At 39.8% G+C, this 26032-nt stretch carries 25 protein-coding genes; 10 read left to right on the forward strand and 15 right to left on the reverse strand.

Annotation, left to right across the window (positions count from 1 at the left end):
• Positions 1-130: 130 nt before the first annotated feature.
• From AC4MBN_RS06930 to AC4MBN_RS06945, 4 genes are all read right to left on the reverse strand, one after another.
• Complete coding sequence (locus AC4MBN_RS06930) at positions 131-406, reverse strand: BLUF domain-containing protein (RefSeq protein WP_491880908.1); 276 nt, start codon at positions 404-406, stop codon at positions 131-133.
• Positions 407-621: 215 nt separating this feature from the next.
• Positions 622-1629 (reverse strand): HlyD family secretion protein, encoded by a 1008-nt coding sequence (locus tag AC4MBN_RS06935; RefSeq protein WP_179993018.1) that lies wholly within the window; start codon positions 1627-1629, stop codon positions 622-624.
• 34 nt (positions 1630-1663) lie between these two features.
• Positions 1664-1864, reverse strand: a complete 201-nt coding sequence (locus AC4MBN_RS06940) for a DUF1656 domain-containing protein (protein ID WP_034706223.1) — start codon at positions 1862-1864, stop codon at positions 1664-1666.
• 3 nt (positions 1865-1867) lie between these two features.
• Positions 1868-3943, reverse strand: a complete 2076-nt coding sequence (locus AC4MBN_RS06945) for an FUSC family protein (RefSeq protein WP_419364242.1) — start codon at positions 3941-3943, stop codon at positions 1868-1870.
• Between the two features lie 424 nt (positions 3944-4367).
• Between AC4MBN_RS06945 and AC4MBN_RS06950 the strand changes: the two genes are divergently transcribed.
• The gene (locus AC4MBN_RS06950) at positions 4368-5162 is read left to right on the forward strand and encodes an IclR family transcriptional regulator (RefSeq protein ID WP_419364244.1); all 795 of its coding nucleotides are present in this window, start codon (positions 4368-4370) and stop codon (positions 5160-5162) included.
• Between the two features lie 362 nt (positions 5163-5524).
• Here the strand turns inward: AC4MBN_RS06950 and AC4MBN_RS06955 are convergent, their stop codons facing one another.
• The gene (locus AC4MBN_RS06955; RefSeq protein WP_419364246.1) at positions 5525-6454 is read right to left on the reverse strand and encodes a LysR family transcriptional regulator; all 930 of its coding nucleotides are present in this window, start codon (positions 6452-6454) and stop codon (positions 5525-5527) included.
• Positions 6455-6588: 134 nt separating this feature from the next.
• Between AC4MBN_RS06955 and AC4MBN_RS06960 the strand changes: the two genes are divergently transcribed.
• The 3 genes from AC4MBN_RS06960 to AC4MBN_RS06970 all read left to right on the forward strand — a co-directional run bounded on the left by AC4MBN_RS06960 (position 6589) and on the right by AC4MBN_RS06970 (position 8313).
• Positions 6589-7017: a DMT family transporter gene (locus tag AC4MBN_RS06960; RefSeq protein WP_180012210.1), complete on the forward strand. Its 429-nt coding sequence runs from the start codon at positions 6589-6591 to the stop codon at positions 7015-7017.
• Positions 7018-7029: 12 nt separating this feature from the next.
• Positions 7030-7494 carry a DMT family transporter gene (locus AC4MBN_RS06965; RefSeq protein ID WP_491880909.1) on the forward strand — a complete coding sequence of 155 codons (465 nt, stop codon included), beginning with the start codon at positions 7030-7032 and terminating at the stop codon, positions 7492-7494.
• Positions 7495-7614: 120 nt separating this feature from the next.
• On the forward strand, positions 7615-8313 hold the full coding sequence (locus AC4MBN_RS06970; RefSeq protein ID WP_491880910.1) for a DUF1826 domain-containing protein: 699 nt from the start codon (positions 7615-7617) through the stop codon (positions 8311-8313).
• Positions 8314-8378: 65 nt separating this feature from the next.
• Here AC4MBN_RS06970 and AC4MBN_RS06975 read toward each other — a convergent pair whose 3' ends face one another.
• From AC4MBN_RS06975 to AC4MBN_RS07005, 7 genes are all read right to left on the reverse strand, one after another.
• Positions 8379-8873, reverse strand: a complete 495-nt coding sequence (locus AC4MBN_RS06975; protein WP_159123555.1) for a flavin reductase — start codon at positions 8871-8873, stop codon at positions 8379-8381.
• Between the two features lie 87 nt (positions 8874-8960).
• On the reverse strand, positions 8961-9989 hold the full coding sequence (locus tag AC4MBN_RS06980; RefSeq protein ID WP_180001986.1) for a methionine synthase: 1029 nt from the start codon (positions 9987-9989) through the stop codon (positions 8961-8963).
• 42 nt (positions 9990-10031) lie between these two features.
• The gene (locus AC4MBN_RS06985) at positions 10032-11030 is read right to left on the reverse strand and encodes a putative oxygenase MesX (protein ID WP_491880911.1); all 999 of its coding nucleotides are present in this window, start codon (positions 11028-11030) and stop codon (positions 10032-10034) included.
• Positions 11031-11315: 285 nt separating this feature from the next.
• Positions 11316-12008 (reverse strand): metallophosphoesterase, encoded by a 693-nt coding sequence (locus tag AC4MBN_RS06990; protein ID WP_419364257.1) that lies wholly within the window; start codon positions 12006-12008, stop codon positions 11316-11318.
• A gap of 447 nt (positions 12009-12455) precedes the next feature.
• On the reverse strand, positions 12456-13772 hold the full coding sequence (locus AC4MBN_RS06995) for a PQQ-dependent sugar dehydrogenase (protein ID WP_491880912.1): 1317 nt from the start codon (positions 13770-13772) through the stop codon (positions 12456-12458).
• Between the two features lie 176 nt (positions 13773-13948).
• Complete coding sequence (locus AC4MBN_RS07000; RefSeq protein ID WP_491880913.1) at positions 13949-15673, reverse strand: bifunctional protein-serine/threonine kinase/phosphatase; 1725 nt, start codon at positions 15671-15673, stop codon at positions 13949-13951.
• Between the two features lie 52 nt (positions 15674-15725).
• The gene (locus AC4MBN_RS07005) at positions 15726-16535 is read right to left on the reverse strand and encodes a formate/nitrite transporter family protein (RefSeq protein ID WP_004785766.1); all 810 of its coding nucleotides are present in this window, start codon (positions 16533-16535) and stop codon (positions 15726-15728) included.
• A gap of 280 nt (positions 16536-16815) precedes the next feature.
• On the opposite strand from AC4MBN_RS07005, the gene cynS reads away from it, so the two are divergent.
• From cynS to AC4MBN_RS07035, 6 genes are all read left to right on the forward strand, one after another.
• Entirely contained in the window at positions 16816-17265 is a 450-nt protein-coding gene (gene cynS, locus AC4MBN_RS07010; protein WP_491880914.1) for a cyanase, read from the forward strand.
• 349 nt (positions 17266-17614) lie between these two features.
• On the forward strand, positions 17615-19771 hold the full coding sequence (locus AC4MBN_RS07015) for a TonB-dependent siderophore receptor (protein ID WP_491880915.1): 2157 nt from the start codon (positions 17615-17617) through the stop codon (positions 19769-19771).
• Positions 19772-19843: 72 nt separating this feature from the next.
• Positions 19844-20455, forward strand: a complete 612-nt coding sequence (locus AC4MBN_RS07020; protein WP_491880916.1) for a DUF4198 domain-containing protein — start codon at positions 19844-19846, stop codon at positions 20453-20455.
• 45 nt (positions 20456-20500) lie between these two features.
• The gene (locus AC4MBN_RS07025) at positions 20501-20779 is read left to right on the forward strand and encodes a hypothetical protein (protein WP_491880917.1); all 279 of its coding nucleotides are present in this window, start codon (positions 20501-20503) and stop codon (positions 20777-20779) included.
• A gap of 3 nt (positions 20780-20782) precedes the next feature.
• Positions 20783-22342 carry a PepSY-associated TM helix domain-containing protein gene (locus tag AC4MBN_RS07030; RefSeq protein WP_491880918.1) on the forward strand — a complete coding sequence of 520 codons (1560 nt, stop codon included), beginning with the start codon at positions 20783-20785 and terminating at the stop codon, positions 22340-22342.
• On the forward strand, positions 22339-22623 hold the full coding sequence (locus tag AC4MBN_RS07035; protein ID WP_491880919.1) for a hypothetical protein: 285 nt from the start codon (positions 22339-22341) through the stop codon (positions 22621-22623). Before AC4MBN_RS07030 ends, AC4MBN_RS07035 begins: the two co-directional genes overlap by 4 nt.
• Before the next feature lie 104 nt (positions 22624-22727).
• On the opposite strand, the gene AC4MBN_RS07040 is transcribed toward AC4MBN_RS07035, so the two are convergent.
• From AC4MBN_RS07040 to AC4MBN_RS07050, 3 genes are read right to left on the reverse strand one after another with little or no spacing between them, the layout of a single operon-like run.
• On the reverse strand, positions 22728-23621 hold the full coding sequence (locus AC4MBN_RS07040; protein ID WP_491880920.1) for a copper resistance protein B: 894 nt from the start codon (positions 23619-23621) through the stop codon (positions 22728-22730).
• Positions 23608-25500, reverse strand: coding sequence for a copper resistance system multicopper oxidase (locus AC4MBN_RS07045; RefSeq protein ID WP_491880921.1), 1893 nt, complete (start codon positions 25498-25500; stop codon positions 23608-23610). The genes AC4MBN_RS07040 and AC4MBN_RS07045 overlap by 14 nt, the downstream gene beginning before the upstream one ends.
• A gap of 39 nt (positions 25501-25539) precedes the next feature.
• Positions 25540-25965 carry a hypothetical protein gene (locus AC4MBN_RS07050; protein WP_419364276.1) on the reverse strand — a complete coding sequence of 142 codons (426 nt, stop codon included), beginning with the start codon at positions 25963-25965 and terminating at the stop codon, positions 25540-25542.
• Positions 25966-26032 lie beyond the last annotated feature (67 nt).

Below are 26032 nucleotides of genomic sequence, written 5' to 3' on the forward strand. Positions count from 1 at the left end.
TTAACCATCTCTATTTTTTAAACTGAAAACTTAATTATTTTATAAATTTCAATAATTTAAAATTATAAATATAACATGTAATATAGCAATTTCTTTAAATTAACATATCACATGTTACATCTTAAGCTGACTAAGCCATCACCTGGGCTTTGTATAAATCATCTTCGTGCTGTCTGAGTAATTCTATAAAAGCAGGAATAGTATCTGGATCCAGGAGATAAGGATTAAATCCATCTTCAGTGCCTTCCAAACACTGGACAAAATAATTATTACCGAAATAGAGTGTGCCAAAGATTTTGTGTAACTCATTAAATTCTAAGGCTTCTGTTAAAATATTATAAAGTTCAGAAGTAGAGTATCTCTCATCTTTGAACTTACTTACATATAAAAGCCTTACGTCATTCATAATAAAAAATTCCTCCTGCTTAAAAAAAGTCCATATGAAAATATAAAAATTTGAACGAATGGTCAATAAAAATGTAATGACAAGGTAATTCGGTGATCGAATTATATACCTCTTATTATTGGGGTTTTCATATAGCTATTTGATCTTTTAAATCAGGATTCATAACAAGGTTCTCTTTTCGTCAAGAACCTTATGTTATTGGATTACAGGTCAGTTTATTTTTCTTGCTTTTCTATATGCACTGTTGCTGTTCGCCCTGCAACGAAGGCAAGTTCATTCTTTGGTAACTCATCCAGAATAATCTTAACAGGGACACGTTGGGCTAAACGTACCCAGCTAAAGGTTGGATTCACATTCGCTAAAAGTCCTGAACCAGCAGTACGTTCGCGATCTTCAATCCCCGAGGCAATACCTTGCACATGGCCCTTAAGTTTTTGCGAATCACCCATCAGCTGAATGATGGCAGGTGCTCCCACGTAAATTTTATCCAGTTTGGTTTCTTCAAAATAACCCACTACATAGAGCTGCTTACGATCTAGTAATGCTGCAACCGCTTGGCCAACTTTGACATAATTCCCTTCTTTTAATTCAAAATTTGATAATGTCCCATTTGCCGGAGCAACAACTTCTGAACGATGTAAATTAAGTTGCGCAAGATTAAGGTTATTTTCAGCGACTTGTATTAATGCCTTTTGCTGTTCGATATTCGCTTTGGCCTGTTCGATTGCAGCTAAGGACTGCTCATGCTCGGCATGTGATTCATCTCGTGCAGCAAAAATCTGATCCTGTTCCTGTTTTGAAATAGCACCATCCATTAAACTTGAATAACGGCTCGCATTCTTGTCTGCCAGATGAATACTTGCCTGGGATTTCACGACATTGGCTTTAGCATTTGCCAGTTCAGCCTCAGCTTGCGCTAAACCTGCTTTTGCTTTCGCAAGATCCGCACGAGCCTCTTCAACATCCAGTTCTTGACGTTCAACATCAATTTTAAATAGAGGCTGCCCTTTCTTGATGGTCTGGTTATCTTGCACCAGCACCTCTGTGACCAGGCCTGAAATATCTGATGACACCTGAATTACATCACCACGTACACGCCCGTCTCTCGTCCATGGCTCAGAATTATAATAATTCCAGATATGTCGAATCACTAAAATGGCGAGAACAGCCACTACCGTCAAAAGTACAGGTCGCAAATATTTGCGTAAATTGACAGATGTCATATACGGTTTTCCTCAATCATTTTAATATCAGACCTCATAGTAATAAGCCTGCCCAATGGACGGCGCCCAGCAAAAGTACGTAAGTGCATAAATAGAAAATATTCGGCATGATGATCCAGTCATTTGCGACTAGTTTATCTAGCCACTTCATCAAGATTCTGAGCAGTACATAGGCAATCACAGCTTGAATCAATAAAATCGGCACATACACACCATAAATATTCAGTTCTCCCATGTATTAATCTCCTGCGCCTGCATATCTTGGCGGTGTCTTGATATGACATAAGCTGCTACGAATATTGTTGAGTGAAATATGCAGCCGTTCTACAACATCTGTATGTTCCTGCATGATGAGATCTGCTTCCAAAGCCTGTATTTTGTTAATTAACTGTGTGAAGGCAGCATCATAATTTTGTCCAATTTCTTTGGCACGAAAATATTCATCCAGCTGTATTTGAAGATCTTCGAGTTGCTGGGTCAAAGGCTGCTGTTCAGGTAACTTGAGTATGAGTTCCTGTAACCGTGCCAGATCCACGATGGCGCTGGATTCAATGAGTGCTTGATTGATTTTATTTTTCAGATCTTCTGATTCTACTGCTTTAGTGTTCAATACCCCGATGCGGTCAATCATCATACGTAAATGGCTACGGAACCGTACCCCATAAGGGATATAAAGTGCCTGACGAATGGCTCGGTTATGAATGGCCAAAATGCGCTGTACGGTTATATCTGGCGACATTGCACGGATCATATGGATAATAAATACAGCGATGATTGGCCCAATGACTGTACCAATCGCTGCATCGAAGAAAGAAATTTGATCCAGGGTATAACGGTTCTGAAAATTCAGCCCCATGATCGTCCCCATCAACAAAGGCAAACCAATTCCAACTAAGGGTGGATGCAAAAAAAGCATCAGGCAATATATGCAGAATGGTGCAAGTACAAGTGCTAACTGCCAGAATTCTATAATATTTGGAAAAATTCCATAGGCATATATGAAGATCACGATCGAAGCATATAAGCTACTACGAATAAACAGCTTCAATGCAGGCACCGGATTATCCAGCGCCGTTAAGATACATGCACTGATTGCCGCCATTTCAGCCAGCATAAATCCAGCTTTCCAGCCGCTTAAGATCCAAAAGGCAGTAGCAATAAAAACAGTGAGGCATGCAGAAACCCCGCCCCGCACTGCTACGCCATGATCACGATGCAGAGTTGGATAGTTTGTAGTAAGTGGAACAATCATTTCAGGCAGTGAAGTATCCCCTTGCTGAATTCGCTGCCAGATCAACTTAATCGCATGGATATTCTGAATGAAATGGCGGATATCCATTTTCAAGCTTTTCAATATCACAATTTGATCATCTTTTGAATGTTCAAAAATTTTCAGGAAAGCTGTTTCAAAATCAGTGGGAAGCTGATTGAGTTCAGACTCTTTCAATAGATGTTCATCTGTTAGATATGTATTAATTTTGGAATGTAAATCTGCCAGTGGCCAACGATAATCTGTGTCAATGAAGTCTAACTGTTGCATGCGTTCAGACATCGCCACCAAATTACTCACCAGCATTGTGATCTGGTTCAGCATTTCCTGCAGTGGTTTGGTCATTCCCTGTAGAGCTGACTTTTCATAGCTTAAATGCACAGCCATGACATGAATGTCTGCAATATCTGCAGCCAACTGGCTTAAAGCTTTTGTATAGTTCTGGTCTTGACGTGGTTCTAATAGAATTTTATTAAAAATCTGCTGAGTATCCGCTAAGGTTTTACTGACACGACTTTTCACTGCGGGGCCAATATGCATTGGAAATATGGTCGTTGTCACAATCGCGCTGCAAACAACGCCAATAGTAATTTCCAGAAAGCGTCCTACCGCCATATCAAATAATGAAGCAGTATCAATAAAGTAAATGATATTGAAGCAGATGATGACTGTCGTATATCCAGCCAACATCAATATATAACTGCGCGGTGTACGATCTAGCAGAGAGAAATATAAGCAAAGACCAACCCAACAGGATAAAAACAACGTAAACAACCACGGTGTATTGATTAGCCAAGGAGTAACTGCAACTGCCACAATTGCGCCTAATAAAGTACCTAGTACACGATAGATACTTTTTGAAGCGGTCATCCCCGTATAAGGATTGGCAATAACGAAAACTGTGCCAATTGCCCAAATCGGATAAGCAAGATCCAAACTCAACGCAACGTAGAGCGCCAAAATACCAGCCACAAATGTTTTAGTCGCAAAAATCCAGTCCATTTTATTTGGACGAAATGCGAGTAAAGATTTTATAAGCAGCATCGTTTCTCTCTAAGAGCTTATTTTATTTTCTAAAGCAAATAACCTGCTCACCAAGCCCAAAGAACTCAGTGACAAAATTTTTACTTGTTGAAAGTCTATAAAATTAGAATATTCAGTTGATTGAACTGAAACTGGTTGATGAAAATATAAAAAGCAAAAGAGAACAATTTGCTTAATTAATCATCATTGGATATTTACGTAATTAATTTTTTCAAATAAACGCTTTATTGTCAATAAAAATATCTCTATATGAGAATAAGTATGATTTTTTATCATTGCATAGGCCATTATGCTGAATATTTGTCTCTTTTCTTCCTATATCCTCATGATTCGAGAATTTCAGGTAAATAGTTGCCTCTACTGCCCTCTTTTAAGCTAAAGTGAGTCATCACCTTTTTCAATGGTCAGCACTTCAGGTTTTTTTATGGCGCAAGCAAGTTTTGGAAAAATTCTTACGGTTCTCGATCTATTTTCGTTATCACGTTCAGTGATTAATGTAGATATCATCAGTGAAGAATTAAACCTCTCCAAACCCACCAGTTATCGCTATTTAAAAGAATTGGTATCGGCTGAACTTTTACAGCGAATAAGTGGCACATCCGGTGACTATACGCTGGGTTCAAAAATTGCTGTTCTGGATTATATTTCAAGAAAAACTGATCCTTTGGTACAGATCAGCATTCCCTTTATGCAGGAAATCGTCGAACGGACTGAGTTCTCTTGTATATTGACTCATCTCAATTATGATTCGTGTATCGACTTACATGACGAAGTCTTTAAAAATGCACATCTGCTTTCATTTGGACGCGGTTGTCCACGTCCGGTCTATGTAGGTTCATCTTCAAAAGTCATCATGGCACATTTATCGAAACAAGCGTTGCTTGATTATTACCAACGTTATGCAGATGCATTTGCAGAAGTAGGATTTGTGCAGAATGAAACCGCTTTTCTGGAACAAATGAGAAAGATCAAAAAACAGGGGTATTATTATTCTAGTGGTGAACTTGATCCTCAAGTTGCAGCTTTGTCTGTCCCAGTTAAATTCTCTCTTAAAGAACCGCCCTTAGCGCTTACTTTATTAGCCTCAAAAAATAGATTTGATTTTGTAAATCTGGAAAAATTAGTACAAATTCTTCAGGAGAAAGCACAGATTATTGAAAATAAGTTCCTCTACCATCCTGAAAGCACCAGTGACATTCGTAATAATTTAACCAAATAAAATTTAAATTATGTTTGAAAAACTATTCATATTCTCATAATATGATTATCAGTCTTTAAGCCATAGCATTCTTACTGAATTAAATGACGAGAAGATTCCTCAGAGGTAAAAAAGCCTATTTCGAATGAGATAGGCTTTTTTATTTTAATTTTGGATTTATCGCAATAATGCAGATACATTTAACGATAGTTAAGAGTTTCGCAATTGCGATGTGTAGATAAAATCTAAAGTTAGAAATTTGAAATCGTATAAATTCATCCATTTGATGCTTTTAATCTTAGCTCTTCCTTAGAATCCTTGTTGATCAAAAAAGGGATAACTAAAAAACCATTGAAGCTTTCTCTAATTAGATCATAAAAATTTTATAATTTAAGAATATTATCCCAGTACGGCGGATCTCCAATTTCTTTTAAAATGAAATCAAGCACAGTTCTGACTTTTTGTGAACGAATTCTGTTTTCGGGAGAAACCAGATGAATCCCTATAGAATAAGGCTCTACTGTACTGATCCAGTTAGGAAGGAGTTGAACCAGTTTATGTGTTTTGAAATAGTCTTCCGTAAAAATCCAGGTTGGAAATAATACAATCCCCCGTCCTTCCAATGCCGCATCTACCAGGACTTCTGCATTATTACTTCTTAAAGGCCCTTGTGGCTCAATTAAAACCGGAGTGTCATGCTCTTGCTGACGGAAATACCAGCGTTGGCTTCCGGAAACGCCCTTATACACCAGACATTGATGATTCTGAATCTCGTGTGGAGAATGTGGAGTTCCATATTTTTCAAGATATGCAGGACTCGCACACAGCACATACTGTTGATCACAGACCTTGCGTGCAATTAATGCTGAATCCTGTAATGAGCCAATCCTTATCGCAATGTCTACGCCTTCTTGTACAGGATCAATAAAAGTATCCGTCAAGATTAGCTCGACTGAAAGATCTGGAAAGCTATCATGCAATTTATTCACTATACGCGATATATGTAGCCTCCCCAGCGCAACCGCTGTATTGATACGAATTAACCCTCTGATCGCGTTTTTACCAGAAATTTCTTCATTGGCCAGATCTAGCGTATCCAGTACTTCCTTAATTTGCACAAAGTACTTTTCACCTATCTCAGTCAGGCGAACAGAGCGTGTATTACGATAAAAAAGTTGCTGTCCAATTTCCTGTTCAAGTTTGGAAATAAAACGAGATACTGAGGAAGATGGAACCTGAAAATGCTTTGCTGTAGCTGAAAAACTGCCTGTCGTTGACACCATCACAAAATAGCGTAATGCATTGAGTTGCATAATTGATCTGTCCCTGAATTTAATTCAATCATTTTATTATTGTCATAATAGCAATTATGTTTTGAAAAATTGTGGAATTGTAGCTTTTAAATAAGAGAATATAATTCGGTGCTTTCTTCCTTTGGAAAGCATATATGAAACAGTTGTGGATTTTCCCATTAGTCGTTCTTGCAGGTATGGGGTTATCTGTTGAAGCGGGTTTACTGGGTCCACTCGGGGAAGAAATTGGCCATTTCTGGGCGACCTTAGGAATTTTCGCGATCGGATCACTGCTCTTAACCTTGGGGTTGATCTTCAACCGTCCAAAGCTTTCTCTCATGTTCAAGCAGCCACGGTGGCAACTGACTGGCGGTATATTAGGCCCTATATATGTAGTGGCTTTAACTGTAGCGACACCTCATATTGGCGTTGGCCTGACCATGGTGGGCATCCTGTTTGGCCAGGTTGCAACCAGTCTTATTATTGATCACTGGGGTTTGTTAGGTAGCCATAAACGGGCTGTAGACAAATATCGTATTGGCGCGCTGGTAGCTATTTTAGCTGCATTATGGCTTATTCAATAAGGAAGCTTCTCCATGATTTATATAATGTTATTAGTCGTTATTTTTGGCGGAGCAGTTTTATGTACTCAATCTTCAATTAATGGTCGTTTGGGTGCTAAAGTAGGTGTATTAGAAAGTTCTTGGCTGACCTTTGTCTTAGGTGCTCTAGTCAGTTTTCTAATCGCTTTCTTTCTTGAACCCAACCATGCATTGAATTTATTCACCGCACCAAGATGGCAATTAACAGGTGCATTTTTTGGCGTGGCCTATATGCTTACGATTGTATTTGCTATGCCTAGACTGGGCGCTGCTGCCACCACTGTCGCCGTCATTAGTGGCCAGTTATTAATGAGTCTGCTCATCGATCATTTTGGATGGTTGAATAATCCGGTGATTCATTTAGATGGATCCAGACTAGCAGCAATTGCCCTATTAGCTGTTGCACTATTTTTTATCTATAAAAGTAATATTGCAGCCAAAGCACAAGCTGAAAATTAAGATACTGTGAAAGGAAAGAGATTTTAGGTTTTAAAATCTCTTTTTTTATGAGCTCATAAAGTTATTTTGAGGAATCTAAGGGTAATATTAGGCATAGTTCATAAGTCATTTCACTTAAGCATGCATAATCAATTTTCAGGCAATAAACAAATTCGTGTAGTCTCAAACTTTTCAGAACTCGTTAATTCGGATTTTAAGGGTGCGATGAATGCGATTTGCTGGTCTAGAAATTTAGCGGGTGATTTTGCCGAGATCGTGAATAAGCTTCATTTACAGGAAAATATGACTGAAGTTTCAATTGATGATCTTATGAAACTCCAGCTGTCAGAAAGCGGTCATCTGGCAAGAAAGATTATCTTAGAAGATATACAGCGACTGACTGACTACGGCGCTTCCCCTTCACTCAATTTACTTAAGTGCTATGAACGGGATGATGAGCTCGATTTCATTACTACAGATGTCTATTCATTTCATGTCGATCGCTCACCGATTGAAACAGATACTTTCTTATGTACCTATCATGGCGCTGCAAGCGATATCTTGCCCAATGATCAGGTGGAACAAAAGATTCTGATTCCAGAAATCAGGGCAAAGCTGAAAGAATTATATGATGGCCCAGAAGCCGGATTTAAAGATTTTCTGGAAGAGTATTTCTTTGATCTGCATTATCAACCTAAGCCTGATGCAAAACCTGTAAATTTAGGTCAGGGACATCTTTGGCGATTGGCAGTCGATCATCCAGCCCAAAGAGCCCTACCTTGTGTACATCGGGCTCCGGTTGAAAATGAGGGTGAATATCGATTGCTTTTGATTTGTTAAATTCGATACAAATCTTAAAAATGAGAAAATCCACATTATCTTATTGTCATTTTTCTCATTTTCATTCAAGCAAATTCTAACTGTCCAACCGAATGGTAAGTACGATTAAAATACACCAGGCTCTGATCTTGTTCGCTCCGTTGAATCGCAACCACTCGACACATAAAGATACTATGTGTCCCTACTTGCTGGATATTCTCGATTTCACAGTCAAAACTCACTAATGCATCGCCTAGTACAGGTGAGCCTGTTTTTAGTATTGTCCAAGAACCTAATTGAAATCTTCGTTCAGAACTGAATTTGCTGGATGCAAATGCATTGGAAATCTGTTCGTGTTGTGGACCCAAGACGTTCACTGACAAAATTTTGTTCTCAATAAAATGCACATGTGATCGAGATGACTGATTCATACAGACCAGCAATGTCGGTGGCGTATCGGTTACGCTGCATACGGCAGATGCCGTAAAACCATGCATTCCCGTCTCACCCGAGGTTGTAATGACATTCACTGCTGTGGTGAGTAAGGACATTGCATTTCTAAAGTCAGTCGCTTCAATCATCTCTTAAATCCCTAATTGACTATCGCTTTGATGAAGAGCGGTAAAAGTACATGTATTCCTTATACAGCTCTTAAGACAAATGAATACTCAGGCTGTCAGTTCTTGACGAACAATAGCTGCGCCAGCACTTAAAGCATTCAGTTTGCCTTGTGCGACTTGACGCGATAAAGGTGCCATACCACAGTTGGTTGAAGGATACAGCTTGTCAGCATCCACGAACTGAAGCGCCTTTCGTAAAGTATCTGCAACCTGTTCTGGTGTTTCAATTTGATTGGTTGCGACATCTATGGCGCCGACCATGACTTTTTTGCCACGAATCAATTCAATCAGATCCATTGGTACATGAGAGTTTTGGCATTCAAGTGAAACAATGTCGATCTTAGACTTTTGCAGTTTCGGAAAAATTGCTTCGTATTGGCGCCACTCTGAACCTAGAGTCTTTTTCCAGTCCGTATTGGCTTTGATACCGTAACCATAGCAGATGTGTACTGCTGTTTCACATTTCAGACCTTCAAGCGCTCGTTCTAATGTGGCAATGCCCCAGTCATTTACTTCATCAAAAAATACATTAAATGCAGGCTCATCAAACTGGATGATATCTACACCTGCTGCTTCGAGTTCAAGTGCTTCCTGATTCAGGATTTTTGCAAATTCCCAAGCCAGTTTTTCACGGCTCTTATAATGAGCATCATAAAGCGTATCGATCATGGTCATTGGACCCGGCAACGCCCATTTGATTGGCTGCTTAGTTTGACTACGCAAGAACTTGGCATCATCTACAAATACAGGTTTCTTGCGAGCGACAGCACCCACGACGGATGGCACACTCGCATCATAGCGATTTCGAATACGCACCGTCTCACGCTTTTCGAAATCCACACCTTCCAGATGTTCAATAAAGGTGGTCACGAAGTGCTGACGGGTTTGTTCGCCATCACTGACGATATCAATGCCTGCCTGTAGTTGCTCATGTAGGGACAAGCTCAAAGCATCTCGCTTGGCTTCAAGGAGCTGCTCGCCTTCCAGTTTCCAGGGTGACCAAAGTTGCTCAGGTTCGGCAAGCCAAGACGGTTTCGGCAAGCTGCCAGCTGTAGATGTTGGGAGTAAAATGCTCATGTCTAATCTTCTATCTCTATATTCGTTAATTTATTTCTTCATTCAGGCAGTATGCTCTTGATGAGCATTATCTACAGTAAAATTTGCGGCCCACTTTTCAAGAATGTCTTTATACGGCTTAATAAAATTTTCTTCTGTCCATTTGCCCTGCTTAACTGCTAATTGACTACGCTCCACACGGTCGTAAACGATTTGTGTCAACGAATAATCCTGATAATTCAGGCTTGGTTGATAGATCAAACCTGCAGGCGAATTGGTGTTGTAAATTTCAGGACGATAAATCTTCTGGAAACTTTCCATGGTACTGATCGCACTGATAAGTTCGAAGTCCGTGTAATCACGCAATAAGTCACCGGCAAAATAGAATGCCAACGGTGCATTGCCATGTTCAGGTTTGAAATAGCGAACGCTTAAGCCCATCTTCTTGAAGTATGCATCTGTACGTGAATAATCATCATTTTTATATTCCACACCGAGTACAGGATGCACATGTGCAGTACGGTAATAGGTTTTCGTGGTAGATACACTCAGACAAATCACCGGCTGTTTCTTAAACTCGGCTTTAAACACATCTGAATGAATTAAATGCTGATAAAGTTTGCCGTGCAAATCGCCAAAGTCGTCAAGCTTTGCATCAGTTTTATCGCTGATGGATGGCAATACAACGCTAAAGTCATAATCACGTACATAAGATGAAAAGCTATTGCCAATCATGCCTTCAATGCGCTCATTGGTTTGATGATCAATGACGGTACTTTTCAGCATCTCGATAAAAGGGAAAGTTTGACCATTGCCTTCAACATCCAGTTCCGCAGAGATAATGTCAATTTCAAGGGAATAACGGTCGCCTTTGGGATTATCACTTGTTGCTAATGAATTAAAACGATGATTAATCATGGCCAGAGTTCTGCACAGGTTTTCCTGTCGACTTTCACCACGTGCCAGATTGGCAAAGTTTGTGGTTAAACGTGTGTTGTCTGCTGGTTGATAATTTTCATCGAAACGAATGCGCTTGATTGAGCATGTAAATTGATTACCCATGGAGATTCACTATCCTAAATTTTTAAATAAAGCCAATTTTCTGTATGACTTCATTTAAACGTGAATCTAAAGATGAGTAAAACGATATAAATTCAGTAAAAGATGAGAAAAATTCACTATAACCAGGTTAATTGTATGAATGCCTCCTTAAGATCAAATAGGAAAAAATACATTTACTTATTAAAAACTACTGGAGATCCCTTTTTGTAAAAATGAGCTATCAAATTGATTTTAAAGGCAGAAGTTATTTATATGTTTTTGCAGCTGGTTCCCTAGCAATAGTACCTAGTTTGCATCTTTTATTTTAACAACACACAACTTCTGCGTATAAGAAGAACCGACATCGATATAGTGGCAATTATCAATTTGGGTATGTTCTTTTACAATCGTATGACCCAGATAGATCTCATCGATATTTTTAACGGTTCCATAGCGATAAGAATGATTGCGAATTCTCCCTCTACCCCAAAGTGCATTGGTATATGCTGAAGTTAAGCCTGGAATTCTACTTTCACCTTTTGCAATTTTCTTTTTAAATATATTCCAGTCATTAAGCGCAATATCTGCGTGCAAAATGCCAATCTTTTTATGTTTTAGGTTTAGTTCAATGGCCAAAGGAAGTGCCGAAAAAATTTCACTGAGTTCATCCTGTCTTTCAGTAGATAAAAGATAGAACCACTCACCGCCATTCTGTGCATGCATATCTTGAATCCATGCATCGTCACGGCCCTTAATACACATTTCCTCATGATTACCGCGAACGCAATAAAACCAGGGCTGACTTAGCAATGAAACGCATTCTAGATTTTCATTACCGCGATCGACTAGATCTCCGGTACAAATCAGTAGATCTTTCTCAAAATTAAAATGAACTTTCTCCAGTTCTTGCATGAGCAAGCTATAACAACCATGCAGATCCCCAACCACATATATGGCAGAGAAATCAGATCCATCAATTACCTTAGTGAAAGTGTTCATAAATATCTTCTATAATATGGAATCCTGTCTTCCAAACCTGAAGCAAAAGATGATTCTTAAATCATATCTTTTAATTTTAATGCTGTTTATAACTGGAAAATAGTTATTTATACACTACACTTGAATGATTTTTATCTTCAAAAACCTTTGTAAAATATAAGAATATTCACATAATGTTAACTTTTGTATAAATATATTATTTTTTGTAAGTTTTGGCTTACATAGATTGGAGTAAATACTCTATATCTTGATTCCTCAATTTTTGACATTATGTTTCACATAAAGAGTCAGCAAGGAAAGCTGATAATAATCGCATTACAACGATAATAAAGTCGAAAGACAGCGAACTTACTGGGATGGTAAGTGATAAAAGTAGAGACTACAGCCGCTAAGCCTTATAGTTTTGGGAGAGACTATAAGGCTTTTATTTTATTAGCATCTACTTATTTATTGATTCGGTGATACTCGCCAAATCACGTTCCCTACATCATCAGCAACCAATATTGCGCCTTGAGCATCTGTAGCTACACCCACAGGTCGACCAAATGCATCCCCTTTTTTGCTTAAAAATCCGGTCAAGACATCTTGAGGCTGACCAGAAGGTTGACCATTTTGAAATGGTACGAAAATAACTTTATAACCACTATGAGGTTTTCTGTTCCAGGAACCATGCTGACCAATGAATGCTCCATCACGATATTGAGGCATTAAATTGGCTTTATAAAATGTCAGTCCCAGTGATGCAGTATGATTTCCCAATGCATAATCTGGCTTAATTGCTTTTGCGACCAGTTCAGGCTTTTGCGGTTTTACCCGGGAATCTACATGCTGGCCATAATAACTATAAGGCCAGCCATAAAAAGCACCATCTTTAACCGAAGTCATATAATCAGGAACCAGATCATTACCCAGCTCATCACGCTCATTCACTACGGTCCATAAAGCTCCACTCTGAGGCTGCCAGCCCATGCCATTGGGATTACGCAGGCCTGTAGCAAACGGCCGGGCTTGACCTGTAGAAAAATCAAACTCCATGATCAGGGCGCGCCCTTCTTCTTGAGCTATGCCATTTTCCGCCACATTACTATTGGAACCTACCGTAATGTAGAGCTTCGTCCCTGCAGGATTGGCAATAACATTTTTTGTCCAGTGATGATTTAAGGGGCCAGCGGGTAAGTCCAATACTTTAGTGCCTTTTTCCTTGATCTGGGTCATACCTGGCTGATAAGAGAATCGCACTAAAGCATCGGTATTTGCGACATAAAGCACATTACCCACTAAGGTCATTCCAAACGGCGAGTTTAAATTTTGCAGAAATACCGTTTTCTGATCAGCAACGCCGTCTTGATTACTGTCACGTAGCAGGCTAATACGGTTGGCGCTTGGATGGGATGATCCTGCTCTTCTCATCACCATTTTCATGATTTTGCCTTTAATCCCTTTACTGTCTTCGGGCTTAGCCGGAGCATCGGTTTCAGCCACCAGTACATCTCCATTCGGCAATACATATAACCAGCGCGGGTGTTGAAGGCCTTGTGCAAATGCTTGCACTTTTAAACCCGATGCCGGCGTCGGCATGACGCCTTCAGGCCAACCTTTTGCAGGGGCAATGTTGACGACCGGAAACAATCTTGATTTCGGTTCAGGTAAAGACGGCTGGGAGCCATAACTATCTGTTACGGGTGTTTTGGATGAAACCGTACAGCCGGTAAATGCCAATATGATTACGGTACTTAAGGCTGATAGGAAAAATTGAGCCACCATGGTATTTCCCTGCTTTTTGTTTTTATCTCTCCCATTTTAAAAGGTGATTGAAATCGTAATGATATAGTTCTTGTAGTTTCTGGTTATGGATTGATTGCCATAAATTTACTAGTGACACAAGCTGCCCAAAGCATAGAACACGGTCTAATTTTTTACTTATATTCACTCCGACCTTCTTAAATAAATGGCCATGCAATACTTAATAAAAGTAAAAGTCCTAATACAGCACTACTGATTTGCCAAAAGCGTAAAGGATCACGTTCAATGATGGTAGGAGCTTTGGATTTTAATAATTCTTTAGATGGATGTTCCAGATCATGAATCAATTCAGTCAATGCCTCATAACGATACATTGACTCAATATTCAGTGCCTTTTTTAGAATCCGGTCTAACCAGAGTGGTAAATCTGGCCGATATTTCTGGATGGCATGATATTGAACTTTCTTAAGCTGCTTCAGCGTTTTACAACGAGCCAAATCTGTACCATAAGGAAGCTGTTTAGTTAGTAAATAATAAGCCATTGCCGCCAAAGAAAATTGATCAGACTGAACGGATGGTGAATGTTCAATGAAATATTCAGGCGCCATAAATGCCAAGGTACCAAGTGGCCGATTTGCATGTTTAGGATTAATTTCAACTAAACCTCGTACAGCAGTTGAACCATAATCAATCAGTTTGACTTTAAGTGTATTATCGACGTTTAAGACCATGATATTTTCCGGACGTATATCCTGATGCAACATTTCCAGTCGGTGCATTGCATTCAAGGCCAATGCTGTTTGCTGCAAAATAGGGAGAATATTTTCTAGTTGCAAAGGCTTTTTCTGTTGATGCAGCCAGCGATCTAAGGTTTCTCCCTGTAAATATTCATAACTTTGGAATAAATATTTTTTCTCTGATTGATGCGGATAACATTGCAGCAGATTTTCGTGCTTAAGACGCTTTGAAACCCAGTCTTCAAGTTGAAACTGTTCAACAGCCTGTTCATCTTGCTGTAAATCTACTGCCAGAGTTTTAATCACTAGCGGTTGCCGATCATGATCGTGTGCCAAATACAGGCAACTGCGATGATTTTGGTGCAGGATTTTGTCAATGACATAGCCTTCGAATGCTTCACCTTTGCTGAGCTGCGGTGGAAAGACATAATCTTGGTGCATATAAAACTGATCTGCTTCAGGCAATTGATCAATACGGAGTACTTGAAGACTTAAATTGTCATCACTACCCTGTTTTAAAGCCTGTTCAACCAGGAATTTGGCAAGCTGATTTAAGTGATCTGCAGCCAAAGTGAAATCTAATAATTGTTGGTCTGTAACAAATTCATAAACCCCATCGGTCATCAGTAAAAAGATATCTTTTTCTTTTAGCTCAAGGCTTTGATAATCAATTTCCACACGATAATCCACGCCTAAGGCACGACTGAGATAATGTTCTGTCGAAGATAGACAAACGCGATGATCATGGGTTAATAATTCAATTTCACCGTTCCTGATTCGATAAATACGACTATCACCGACGTGAAAAATATGCGCCTGATGCTGCTTCAAAATCAGTGCGGATAAGGTACAGACATAACCCCGATCTTTGTCGAAACGTCCCTGACTTTGTTGGGTTTGTGCATATAACCATGAATTAGTGGCACGAATCACCCGTGCTGCTGAAGTCTGAGTGCTCCAGGCATCCGAAGTCGAATAATAATCAGAGAGAAAACTGCTAACGGCTGTTTCTGCGGCAATGTGACTGACATTGCTACTACCGATCCCGTCGGCAATCGCACAAGCTATACCTTTTTGCTTCAGTACATGACCTTCTGGTAAAAAGATGCCATAAAAATCCTGATTCTGATCTTTAATACCAGCCGTAGAATATTGTCCAATAGCGACTTTTAATGTTTTTTTCATATTGAAAACTCAAAAAAGGGATCATATTGATCCCTTTAAAAATGATTCATTATTAGAATTCTTTTTTCGCGCCAGTACGTACATGTGTGGTGTAAAGTGCCAGACCTGTTAAGGCTAAACCACCGACCAGATTACCTAAAGCAACCGGTAACTCATTCCACAGGAAATAATCTGCAATCGAGAAGTCACCACCCATCATCATAGCAAATGGGAACAGGAACATGTTTACTACTGAGTGTTCAAAGCCCATGGCAAAGAACAGCATCACTGGCATCCACATTGCGATGAATTTCCCACTCACTGTAGTTGACATCATTGCGCCAATCACACCTAAAGACACCATCCAGTTACACAGCATGCCGCGAATAAAAATAGTCATCCAGCCTGAGAAACCATAAGCCGCATAACCTAAGGTGCGGTCTTCACCAATATGAGAAATCTTTTCACCGACTGGATTCGGATCAGTCGCAAAGCCCATGGTATAAACAACGGCCATCAGTACTGCAACGACTAAACACCCAGTAAAGTTACCTAAAAATACCAGTCCCCAGTTTTTTAAAATGCGTGCCCAAGTTACGCCAGGACGTTTATCCAGCCATGCCAGCGGTGTTAATACAAATACCCCAGTCAGCAAGTCATAGCCCAATAAATACAACATGCAGAAGCCAACAGGAAACAGTAATGCGCCAATCAGTGGCACACCAGTTTGCACTGCAATCGTAATTGCAAATACGGCTGCCAAGGCCAGAATCGCACCTGCCATAAAGGCACGAATCAAAACATCACGGGTTGCCATATGAAGCTTGGATTCACCCGCATCTACTACTTTTTTTGCAAACTCCGCAGGAGCAAGATATGCCATGTTGTCGTCCTCTTTTTCAATATACGGACCTGTTTTTCGAAAAAAAGACGCCTAAGATCACTGAAGACCTTAGGCGCCGTTGCCTTGAATATTAGAACAGGTAATGGTGAATGGCGTCGTTGCCATGTATATCGAAATAGAAGCAAAAGCTGTGCCATAAATAATTAACAATCGCTTAAATATTCATTTTTTATTTAGCATGAACTCTAAAATGCTATTGGCATGATATCTGCATTGTCCGTTCTGCATACATTCGTTTGAGAATAATTTGGAGAGGATTATGATTACCCATCGTCAACAAGTAACTGACATGATCATTTCAGCGAAAGTTCTAAAGTCAATTAAGTGGTCAGATGTTGCCAAAGAGATTGGTCTTTCTAAAGAATGGGTAACCGCTGCATGTTTAGGTCAGATGGCATTTAATAAAGAGCAAGCAGAAAAGATTGGTCAGATTTTTGGCTTAAGTGATGAAGCTGTTGCATGGCTACAGATCGTGCCATATAAAGGTTCCCTGCCAACCAACGTACCAACCGATCCTTTGATTTACCGTTGGTATGAAGTGGTGAATGTATATGGCTCTACCATTAAAGAACTGATTCATGAAGAATTTGGTGACGGTATAATGAGCGCGATTGATTTTAGTATGGATATTCAACGCGAAGAAAATCCGAATGGCGACCGTGTCAATGTCGTATTGTCTGGCAAGTTCTTGCCTTATAAAACTTATTGATCAATATCATTTATAAAAAGCCATCAATGTGATGGCTTTTTTTTATTTCATTTTTCTTTTTATATTTGAGCATTAATCTCATTCTCTACATGAAAAAAATTTAGCGAATATACTTTATAAATTTAAAAAATTAATATGAAGTCAATAATTTACATATTATTTTACTAAAATAAATCGTTTTTATTTTAAGCAAAATCTTAACCCCTTCTTCTTTTAATCTGCTTTAACTGCAAAGTATTCCTCTATCAATGAGTAATTTTTAATTTAAATTTCCTATTGTATTTAGATTGATTTAAAAATATCTAATCAATAACATTAGCGATAATTATTATCATTTACATTCATTAAAATGTTTTATACCAATCATCCAACTTTCAAGCTATCTTTGCTCAGTTTTGCCATATTGATGACACAGCAAAGTTTTGCAGAAAATAGTCAGCAACTTCCTACCATCACGATAGTCACTGATGCAGCACAAACAACAGAAAGCTCTGAACAGACTAAAAGCTATATTATTCAAAATTCTGCAACAGCTTCTAAACTAAATATTCCTCTTAAGGAAACGCCACAAACAGTGAATGTAGTGACGCGTCAACAATTAGATGACTTTGCACTGGATAATACCCGTGATGTACTCCGCAACTCACCGGGGATCATTGTAAGTAACCAGGAGACCGAACGAACTTCCTATCTATCACGTGGTTTTGAAATCTCAAACCTATTGGTAGACGGCGTTGGGATTCCGCTTGAAGGCTATAACTACAATAATGACAATCCAGACAGCTTTTTATTTGACCGTATAGAGATCGTTAAAGGTGCAAATGCCTTAAATAATGGTATTGGCGATCCGGGCGCTACCATTAATATGATTCGAAAACGCCCTACTCAGGAGCTTCAAGCCGCGTTTAACACCAGTTATGGTTCATGGAATACCCAACGTTATGAAGCGGATGTTTCCTCTCCCCTGACACAGGATGGAAAAATCAGAGGCCGAGTATTTGGCTATCAGCAGACAGGTGATAGTTATCTGGATCACTATGAACTCGAAAAAAATGGCATTGGTGCAGTTGTTGAGGCTGACCTGACTGATTCGACCTTAATAACTGCTGGTTATACCGAAACGAATCATAATCCCAATGGTGTCAATTGGGGTTCCAATCCTTTAATCAATACTGAAGGTGAACAGTTAAGCTATTCAAGAAATTATAATTACAGTCCGGACTGGGCCTACTGGGACAGTAATATTAAAAACTATTTTGCCGAGATCGAACAACAACTTGGCGCTGATTGGAAAGCTAAACTTAGTTATGAGGAAAAACGGACTGACCGGGATTCAAAACTTTTATTCCTGTCCGGTAAACCTGGTGCTGACGGTACTTCAGGTATTTTCTTATATCCAGGTATGTATATTGATGACAACAAGGAACAGCAGGCTAGTCTAAGTTTTAGTGGTACCTATCCACTTTGGGGACAACAACATGAAGCATCTTTTGGCTATATCTGGGCTGAAAACAATCTGAATGAGTCAGGTTATGCAGGCAGCTTTACCAACCCACTTACCACAGATTTATCCAGCTTTACGCCGCCCGAACCAGTCTGGGATATGTCAAAAACCAGTGGTGAAATGCACATCCGGCAAAAAAACCAAAGCCTATATGCCGCCACCCGATTACATATGACTGATGATCTGAAACTGCTTTTAGGTGCCAACTATGTTCAGGCTGAAAGTACAGGCAGTAGTTATGGAACAGACACGATTTATGATGAGAATAAGCTATTACCTTATGCAGGCCTGACTTATGAATTTAGTCCTGAATATACAGGTTATCTAAGCTATACCTCAATTTTCCGTCCACAAACAACCAAAGCTCTGGATGGCAGTATTAATAAACCGGTTGAAGGTGAAAGTTATGAAGCTGGGATTAAAAGTTCCTGGCTAGATGATAAGCTCACCGCCAGCATGGCCGTATTCAGAACAGAGCAAAGCAATTATCCGTTACGAGATTCTGACGGTATCCCGACTTTACGTAAAACCCAGGTGAGTGATCTACGTTCACAAGGTTATGAATTTGGTTTGGCTGGTCAGTTAACGGATCATTTAAATCTAAGCTTTGGCTATACTCAGTTTAGTCTTAAAGATCTGATCAACGGTGGTGATGCCCGTACCTTTAATCCTAATCAGTCTTTTAATCTTCTGACCACCTATCAGGTGCCACAGATTCCAAAACTGAAACTGGGCCTTGGTGTGCAATGGCAGGATAAAACTTATCTAGAAGTTCCTGAAGCTGCTACAGAGGGTGTTGTTACCCAACAAGCAGGCATTATCAAACAGGATGCATATGCGCTTGTGAATCTGATGGCCAGTTATGAACTCAATGATCACATTACTTTGCAGGCCAACGGGAATAATCTGACCAATGAAAAATACTTATTTAATTTCCCGAATCAGCAAGGCTTCTATGGTGCACCGGCAAATTACAGTGTGGCCGTAAAATTCAAATATTAATTTTTCGCTTGAGCTTTGAAAGAATATTCGGAGCTCATTTTCTTATATGTAAACAATAATCAGGTAGAATTCATGAAAAAAATCATTACTTTGACAATTGGACTGTCACTGACCCTTTCTGCTCAGGCCCATATGCTTTGGCTAGAACGTGCTTCAGATGCAAAAACACATGCATTCTTTGGTGAATATAGTGAACAGCTCAAAGAGACTCAAGAAGGTGCCTTAAAGTCATTCAGCCAAGCAAAAGCGATTCAGACTAAAAAACAATTTAGTCCCCAACTACACCAGGATCATCTGGTCTACTCTACAAAAGATCAAGCAGATGTACAGCTCCATCATGAACTGATCTATGGGGAATCCTTACTCAGCTATCACGCGAAATCCGGCAGACAAAACCAGAAAGCAGACTCAGAGCTGGATATCGTACCGGTTCAGCCGAACAGTAATACTTTTACAGTCATGTATCAGGGTAAACCAGCTGCGGATGTCAAAGTGACTGTCTATTCCCCACAGCACTGGCTTAAAAATTATACGACCAACAACCAAGGCCAAATTAATATTGCTACGCCATGGAAGGGTCAATATGTACTAGAGGTGAGTCAAGAAGTAGACAAGAAAGGAAAATTGAATCAGCAAGTGTATAAGAAACAGTACCTGGTCACTACTTTAAGCTTCGTGCATTAAGTTGCCTCAATATTTATTTATACAGATTCATATAAAGGCCTTTCCATGATTTCTACCTTTCAGCCCCTTGCTATCCTGTATCGATTAAGCATGAGCTTTGGTATTGGTTATTTATGTAGTTATCTGATTGCTCTCGATCTGGCCTATTTTTTACAGGCGAGTTTACCTAAAGCTGAATCGGTTTATCTGGCTGCCTTTATTGCCCTGATTTTTTATGTCTGTTTTGTGATTAGAATCTTCTGTATCCAAAGTCTTAAAACACTTTCAGTCTATAGCCTGATTCCTCTCATTGTTTTATTTGTCATTTCCCGCTTCATAGGTTAAACCATGCATAAATCTGTCCGTCAATCTATGGCATGGCTACATTCATGGCTAGGTTTAAGTTTTGGCTGGCTCCTCTTCGCGATCTTTTTAACAGGTGCGGTCACTTATTATCGCCATGAAATTACAATGTGGATGCAGCCACAATTCGCCACGATGCAGGTTAACCAGGAAATTGCTTTAAAAACTGCTTATAGCTATTTACAGCAACATGCACCTGATGCACAGAACTGGTATATCGGGGTAGCGAATCAGGATTCACCGGTTAATAAAATTTATTGGCAAACTGCAAAGGGTGCTTATCAACTTAAAACCTTGGATGCTATGACAGGTAAGGAATTAACGCTTTCGGCTACACAGGGCGGAGATTTTTTCTATAACTTTCATTTTCAGCTATATGGCGTACCTTATACCATTGGTCGTCTGATTGTAACCATTGCTGCATTCATCATGTTAATGACCCTGATTTCCGGAATCATTACCCATAAAAAAATTCTGACTGACTTCTTTACCCTGAGAGCTTTTAAAGGACAACGTTCCTATCTGGATTTTCATAATGTCAGTTCCGTCATTGCACTACCGTTCTTTTTAACTATGACTTTTACTGGACTGGCTATTTTCTTTTATATTGTTTTGCCTTCTGGCATGAAGCAGCTATATCCAGAAAATCCATTTCAATATTTTGAAGAAATCCGAACCATAAATGTGTTTGCTCCCTCTGCTGTGCCCATTAAAACGGAGATGTTGCCGATTCAACATTTTATCACTACGGCGCAGCAGCACTGGGGAAAATCAGAATTTGACAATATTACCGTGAAGCAGCCGAATACCCAGCTGGCACAGATTACCTTAACCGAATTGAAAGATCATTCTATTACCCGCAATCAGGCACAACTCGTATTCAATGCGACAACAGGCAAATTGCTTGAAAACACCCGTAATGACAGTGCAATTGCTACCCTGAATGCCGGAGTATATGGTTTGCATATGGCACGTTTTGCTGAACCTGTTTTACGTTTCGCCCTATTTTTCTCAGGCATATTAGGCTGTGCCATGATCGCTTCCGGATTATTGCTCTGGAGCCTGAAACGACAGATGCAGAAAAAATCGGATCGTTTTCACTTTGGACATTATCTAGTGAATCGTCTGAATATCACCATGATAATTGGTTTACCTATTGCCATGCTGGCTTATCTTTATGCAAACCGTTTGATTCCCATTCCTGTAGGCACCACAAATTATGAAATCTATATCTTCTTTAGTATTTGGCTGAGCAGTTTGATCTTGGCCTGTTTAACGCCACAACAGCACTTATGGAAAACGCAGCTTAAAATTCTCATCTGTGCCGCTTTTATGCTTCCACTCATCGACTTATATTATTTATGGTCCCAGCATTATCTGGATTCTTTTGCAAACTATTGGCTGTTTTTGCGTATCGATCTGATGCTCTGGATCTTGGCACTTCTCGCTTACTTCCTACATCAGAAAATTACACCTATCCAGCAAAAAGCCGTTCATAAAATTCAGGCCAAGCTTAAAACTGCACAGCAGGAGTCTTCTTCATGATATGGATGGCAATAGTAGGACTAATCTGGATGGCCTGTTTTGGTTTTTATGCAGTGAGTGAAAAACAGATTTTAAAAACCAGACAATCTCGATATTCTTTTCTGGTGAGTTATCCGGTCATCGTTAAATTGATCTCAAGCAGTCTTTTACTGTTGGTATTGTTGCTTTTACGAACTCAATTCAGTAGTAGTATTAGCTTTATGGCACTTTGGGTTTTTATAAGTCCAATCGTATTTATATTTATTCTGAAGATGAATAATTTAAAACAAACAAAAGCATGATTACAGTCTTATGAAAGTCTGTGAAAAATAAGATCTAGCTAAGCATAGATGAGGCGAGAAAATGATTTTCCCGCCTCATAAATATTGCTTATATAGATATCTGTTTAGAACATCATTCTTAAACCGATTCCATAACGCCAGCCTTGTTCAGAATCAGATGCGTCCTGCCATGAGGTTTTCTCATTGCCCTTGGAATATTCATAAGCAATATCAAGGTAAGGCATGATCTTTTTATTGATCTCATAACGGGTTTCCAGACCTAATGCCGCATGACTTATTCCAGTCTTTTTAGCATTGACTGCCTTATCCTTTAGAATGAGGTCAACTTCAAAATAAGGTTGCAAAATCAGTTTTTGTGTGAGTAGCAGATCACGTTCTGTTTCTAGCTCAAGTCCGATAAAATCATCTTGACCAAGATACAGATGTGCATTGGTTTCAAAGAAATACGGCGCCAACCCATGGAATCCAAATATTGCATCTACATGTTCAATATTTTGCCCAGCATTAGGCTGACCCAAATTTTCCTGACGGTAGCGAAGACCCGCCTGAGCATCCCAGAAATCTGAAATATTCCGGCTATACAGCGCTTGGACTGCATATTCTGTTGCTCTGGATTCCTGCTTGTCAGCTTTGAGTTTAATGAACAGTTTATTTTCATCCGTGCCAATCCGAAGCTCATTCTCAGACTGTAAGCCTCCCTCACCTTCTGAGTTTTTGATCCATTTATTGTCCAGTTTGACCCGCGTATAAATTTGCCCTCCATGTTCCTTGCGATGATCATGTTCGCTGGAATAGGTTGAAGCTGAATCTGGAATTAAATTTTCAGTAATTTCCGGTGCTACTGAAGTTAAATGATGCTCTGAAGATTGGATAAATTGTTGATGATGCATCGAATGATCAGCATGCTGTTGAGATATATCTTCGGCAAAAACAGTCATATTTCCCAACGCCAATACACTAGCCAAAACAGGCTTCAAACAAAGATTAATGGTGTGCATGAGCATCTCCTTGTTTTTCTACTGGTTTTGTCATGTGATGATGGGAATGCTCTTCCCGCACAGTATTCTGAGTCGAAACGTCATTTTCCTGAACATTTGCTACAATCAGTTTATTCATCATTCCGGCAGTCATGTGATACAACAGATGACAATGAATCGCCCATTCACCTAGTTCATCTGCAGTCAGCAAAGTCGTAACGGTTTTTCCAGGTGGGACAATCACTGTATGTTTATTCGGCATATCTATTGCAGACTGGCCATTTTCGAGCTGCATGAACATGCCATGTAAATGCATCGGATGTGCCATCATACTGTCATTGATAAATTTCAGCCTGATCCGTTCCCCAAATTTCACTTTGAGCGGCTCTGCTTCATTAAATTTCTTGCCGTTCATGGTCCAGATATACCGTTCCATGGTGCCGCCTAAACGAATCACCAATTCGCTTTCTGCGTCGCGAATATCTTTTTGCGGAGTTAAAGATTTGAGATCGCTATATTGCAAAGCTTTATGCCCTACCGGTGTAGAGGCATTGGCCCAGCCGTAAACTGGTTGCTGCGTAGAAGTTTTGGCATCTTTTTTATGTTGCATATGCCCGGTCATATTTGTGTGATTCACATGATCTATAGCGGATGGAGTATCTGAATGCTCGGTATGATTGCCCTCTCCTTGCTCGATCACTTTGGCCGATGCATGCTGCTTATGCCCTATCATTGAATGTTCAGTATCCCTTTTAACATTTATGTCATGACTAGCATGATTCTGATGATTCATCTGCTCGTGTTCTTCACCCTGCATGTTGCCATGTCCCATATCTTCCATGGTCAATAAGGCACGAGGACGGGATATAGGTTTATGTATGGCATGATGAACTGGCTTTAATTCATTCTGTAAGCTGCCAATCGCAAAACCGGAACGGTCAATCGATTCAGCTTCAATCTGATAATGTTCCGCAGTGGGTTCCACAATCACATCATAGGTTTCTGCGGCACCAATGCGGAATTCATCGACAACTACAGGTTTGATAGGCTGCCCATCTGCACTGACGACTGTCATTTTTAACTGTGGAATACGCACATCGAAGAATGACATGGCAGAGGCATTGATGAAACGCAGTCGCACTTTTTCATTCGGTTTAAACTGTCCTATCCAGTTCTGTTCAGGCGTTTTTCCATTCACCAAAAAGGTATAGCCGGTTACATCAGACAGATCGGTTTTCAGCATGCGCATCTGGTTCCACATTTTGCGATCATTCCAGGTGGCTTTAAGCCCTTCCCGTTTGATTTGCTGAAAAACATCGCTCAGAGTTTCACGCTGATTTTGATAATACTCGGCAGATTTTTTTAAATTATTCATGATCTGCTGGCCGGACTGCTCATGAAATTCTGAAAGCATGACCACATAATCACGCTCGGTCTGCTCATGTGCAGGAACTTCCGCCTGGTTTTTGGGATAAATCACAAAGGCGCCGTAAAGGCCGTCCTGTTCCTGCCCCTTGGAATGGGCATGATACCAGTAGGTTCCACTCTGACGAATTTTAAAGCGATAGACAAATTCCTGATCAGGTGCAATGCCCTGAAACCCGTTAAAACCGGGGACGCCGTCCATCAAACCAGGTAGCAATAAACCATGCCAATGAAGAGAGCTTTCTTTATTCTTTAGCTTGTTTTTGACGCGAATAACAGCTTCATCACCTTCCTCAAATTCCAGTAAAGGTGCAGGAAATTTTCCATTCACTGTAATACGCTGTACGGTTTTACCGGTGAGATTAACAGGTCCTTCTTCAATAACCAGCTGATATTCTTTTACAGCAGCCAATAATGAAGACGAAATCACTAAACTTAAGCCCAATAACAGGCTTTGACTAATTTTAATCGACATAACTTAATCCTTGATTTATTAAAATATAAATAACGAGGATTAAGCTTTAGGTGGGCGCAGAATTTCCTGCCAATACCCGGCAAGGTGCTTGGCTTGATAATTAGAAATAAAAGTAGTTTCTAAGGCATGAATCACAGGGAGATTTAACTTCGAGATTTCCACATCGATCCAGCTACTCAAGTTATGGCAAGAGCTATAAATACAATCCGGACAGTCATCTTTATGGTCATTTAAGTCGGAGTGGCAATCCATGTCCTGACTCATATCATGAGCAGAACCATGCATAGTTTGATGCTGGCTATGTAACTTCTCTATTTCTGCCATTTCCTGACAATGGGAACTCATCTGCTTGGCTGACGTTTCCAGATGCATCGTTTTTGATGAAGCAACAGACATGCTGCTCCAGCCTACGGCGAAGACCATAAGCATCACAAACCAGATCTGTTTAAAGAACTGTCTGAGCACGATGCACCCTGAAAATATAAAAATGAGTTAACCCAAATAGCATAGGGTGGAATATTAAAATTCGCAA

It is taken from the genome of Acinetobacter sp. CAU_H_60 (assembly GCF_058599385.1).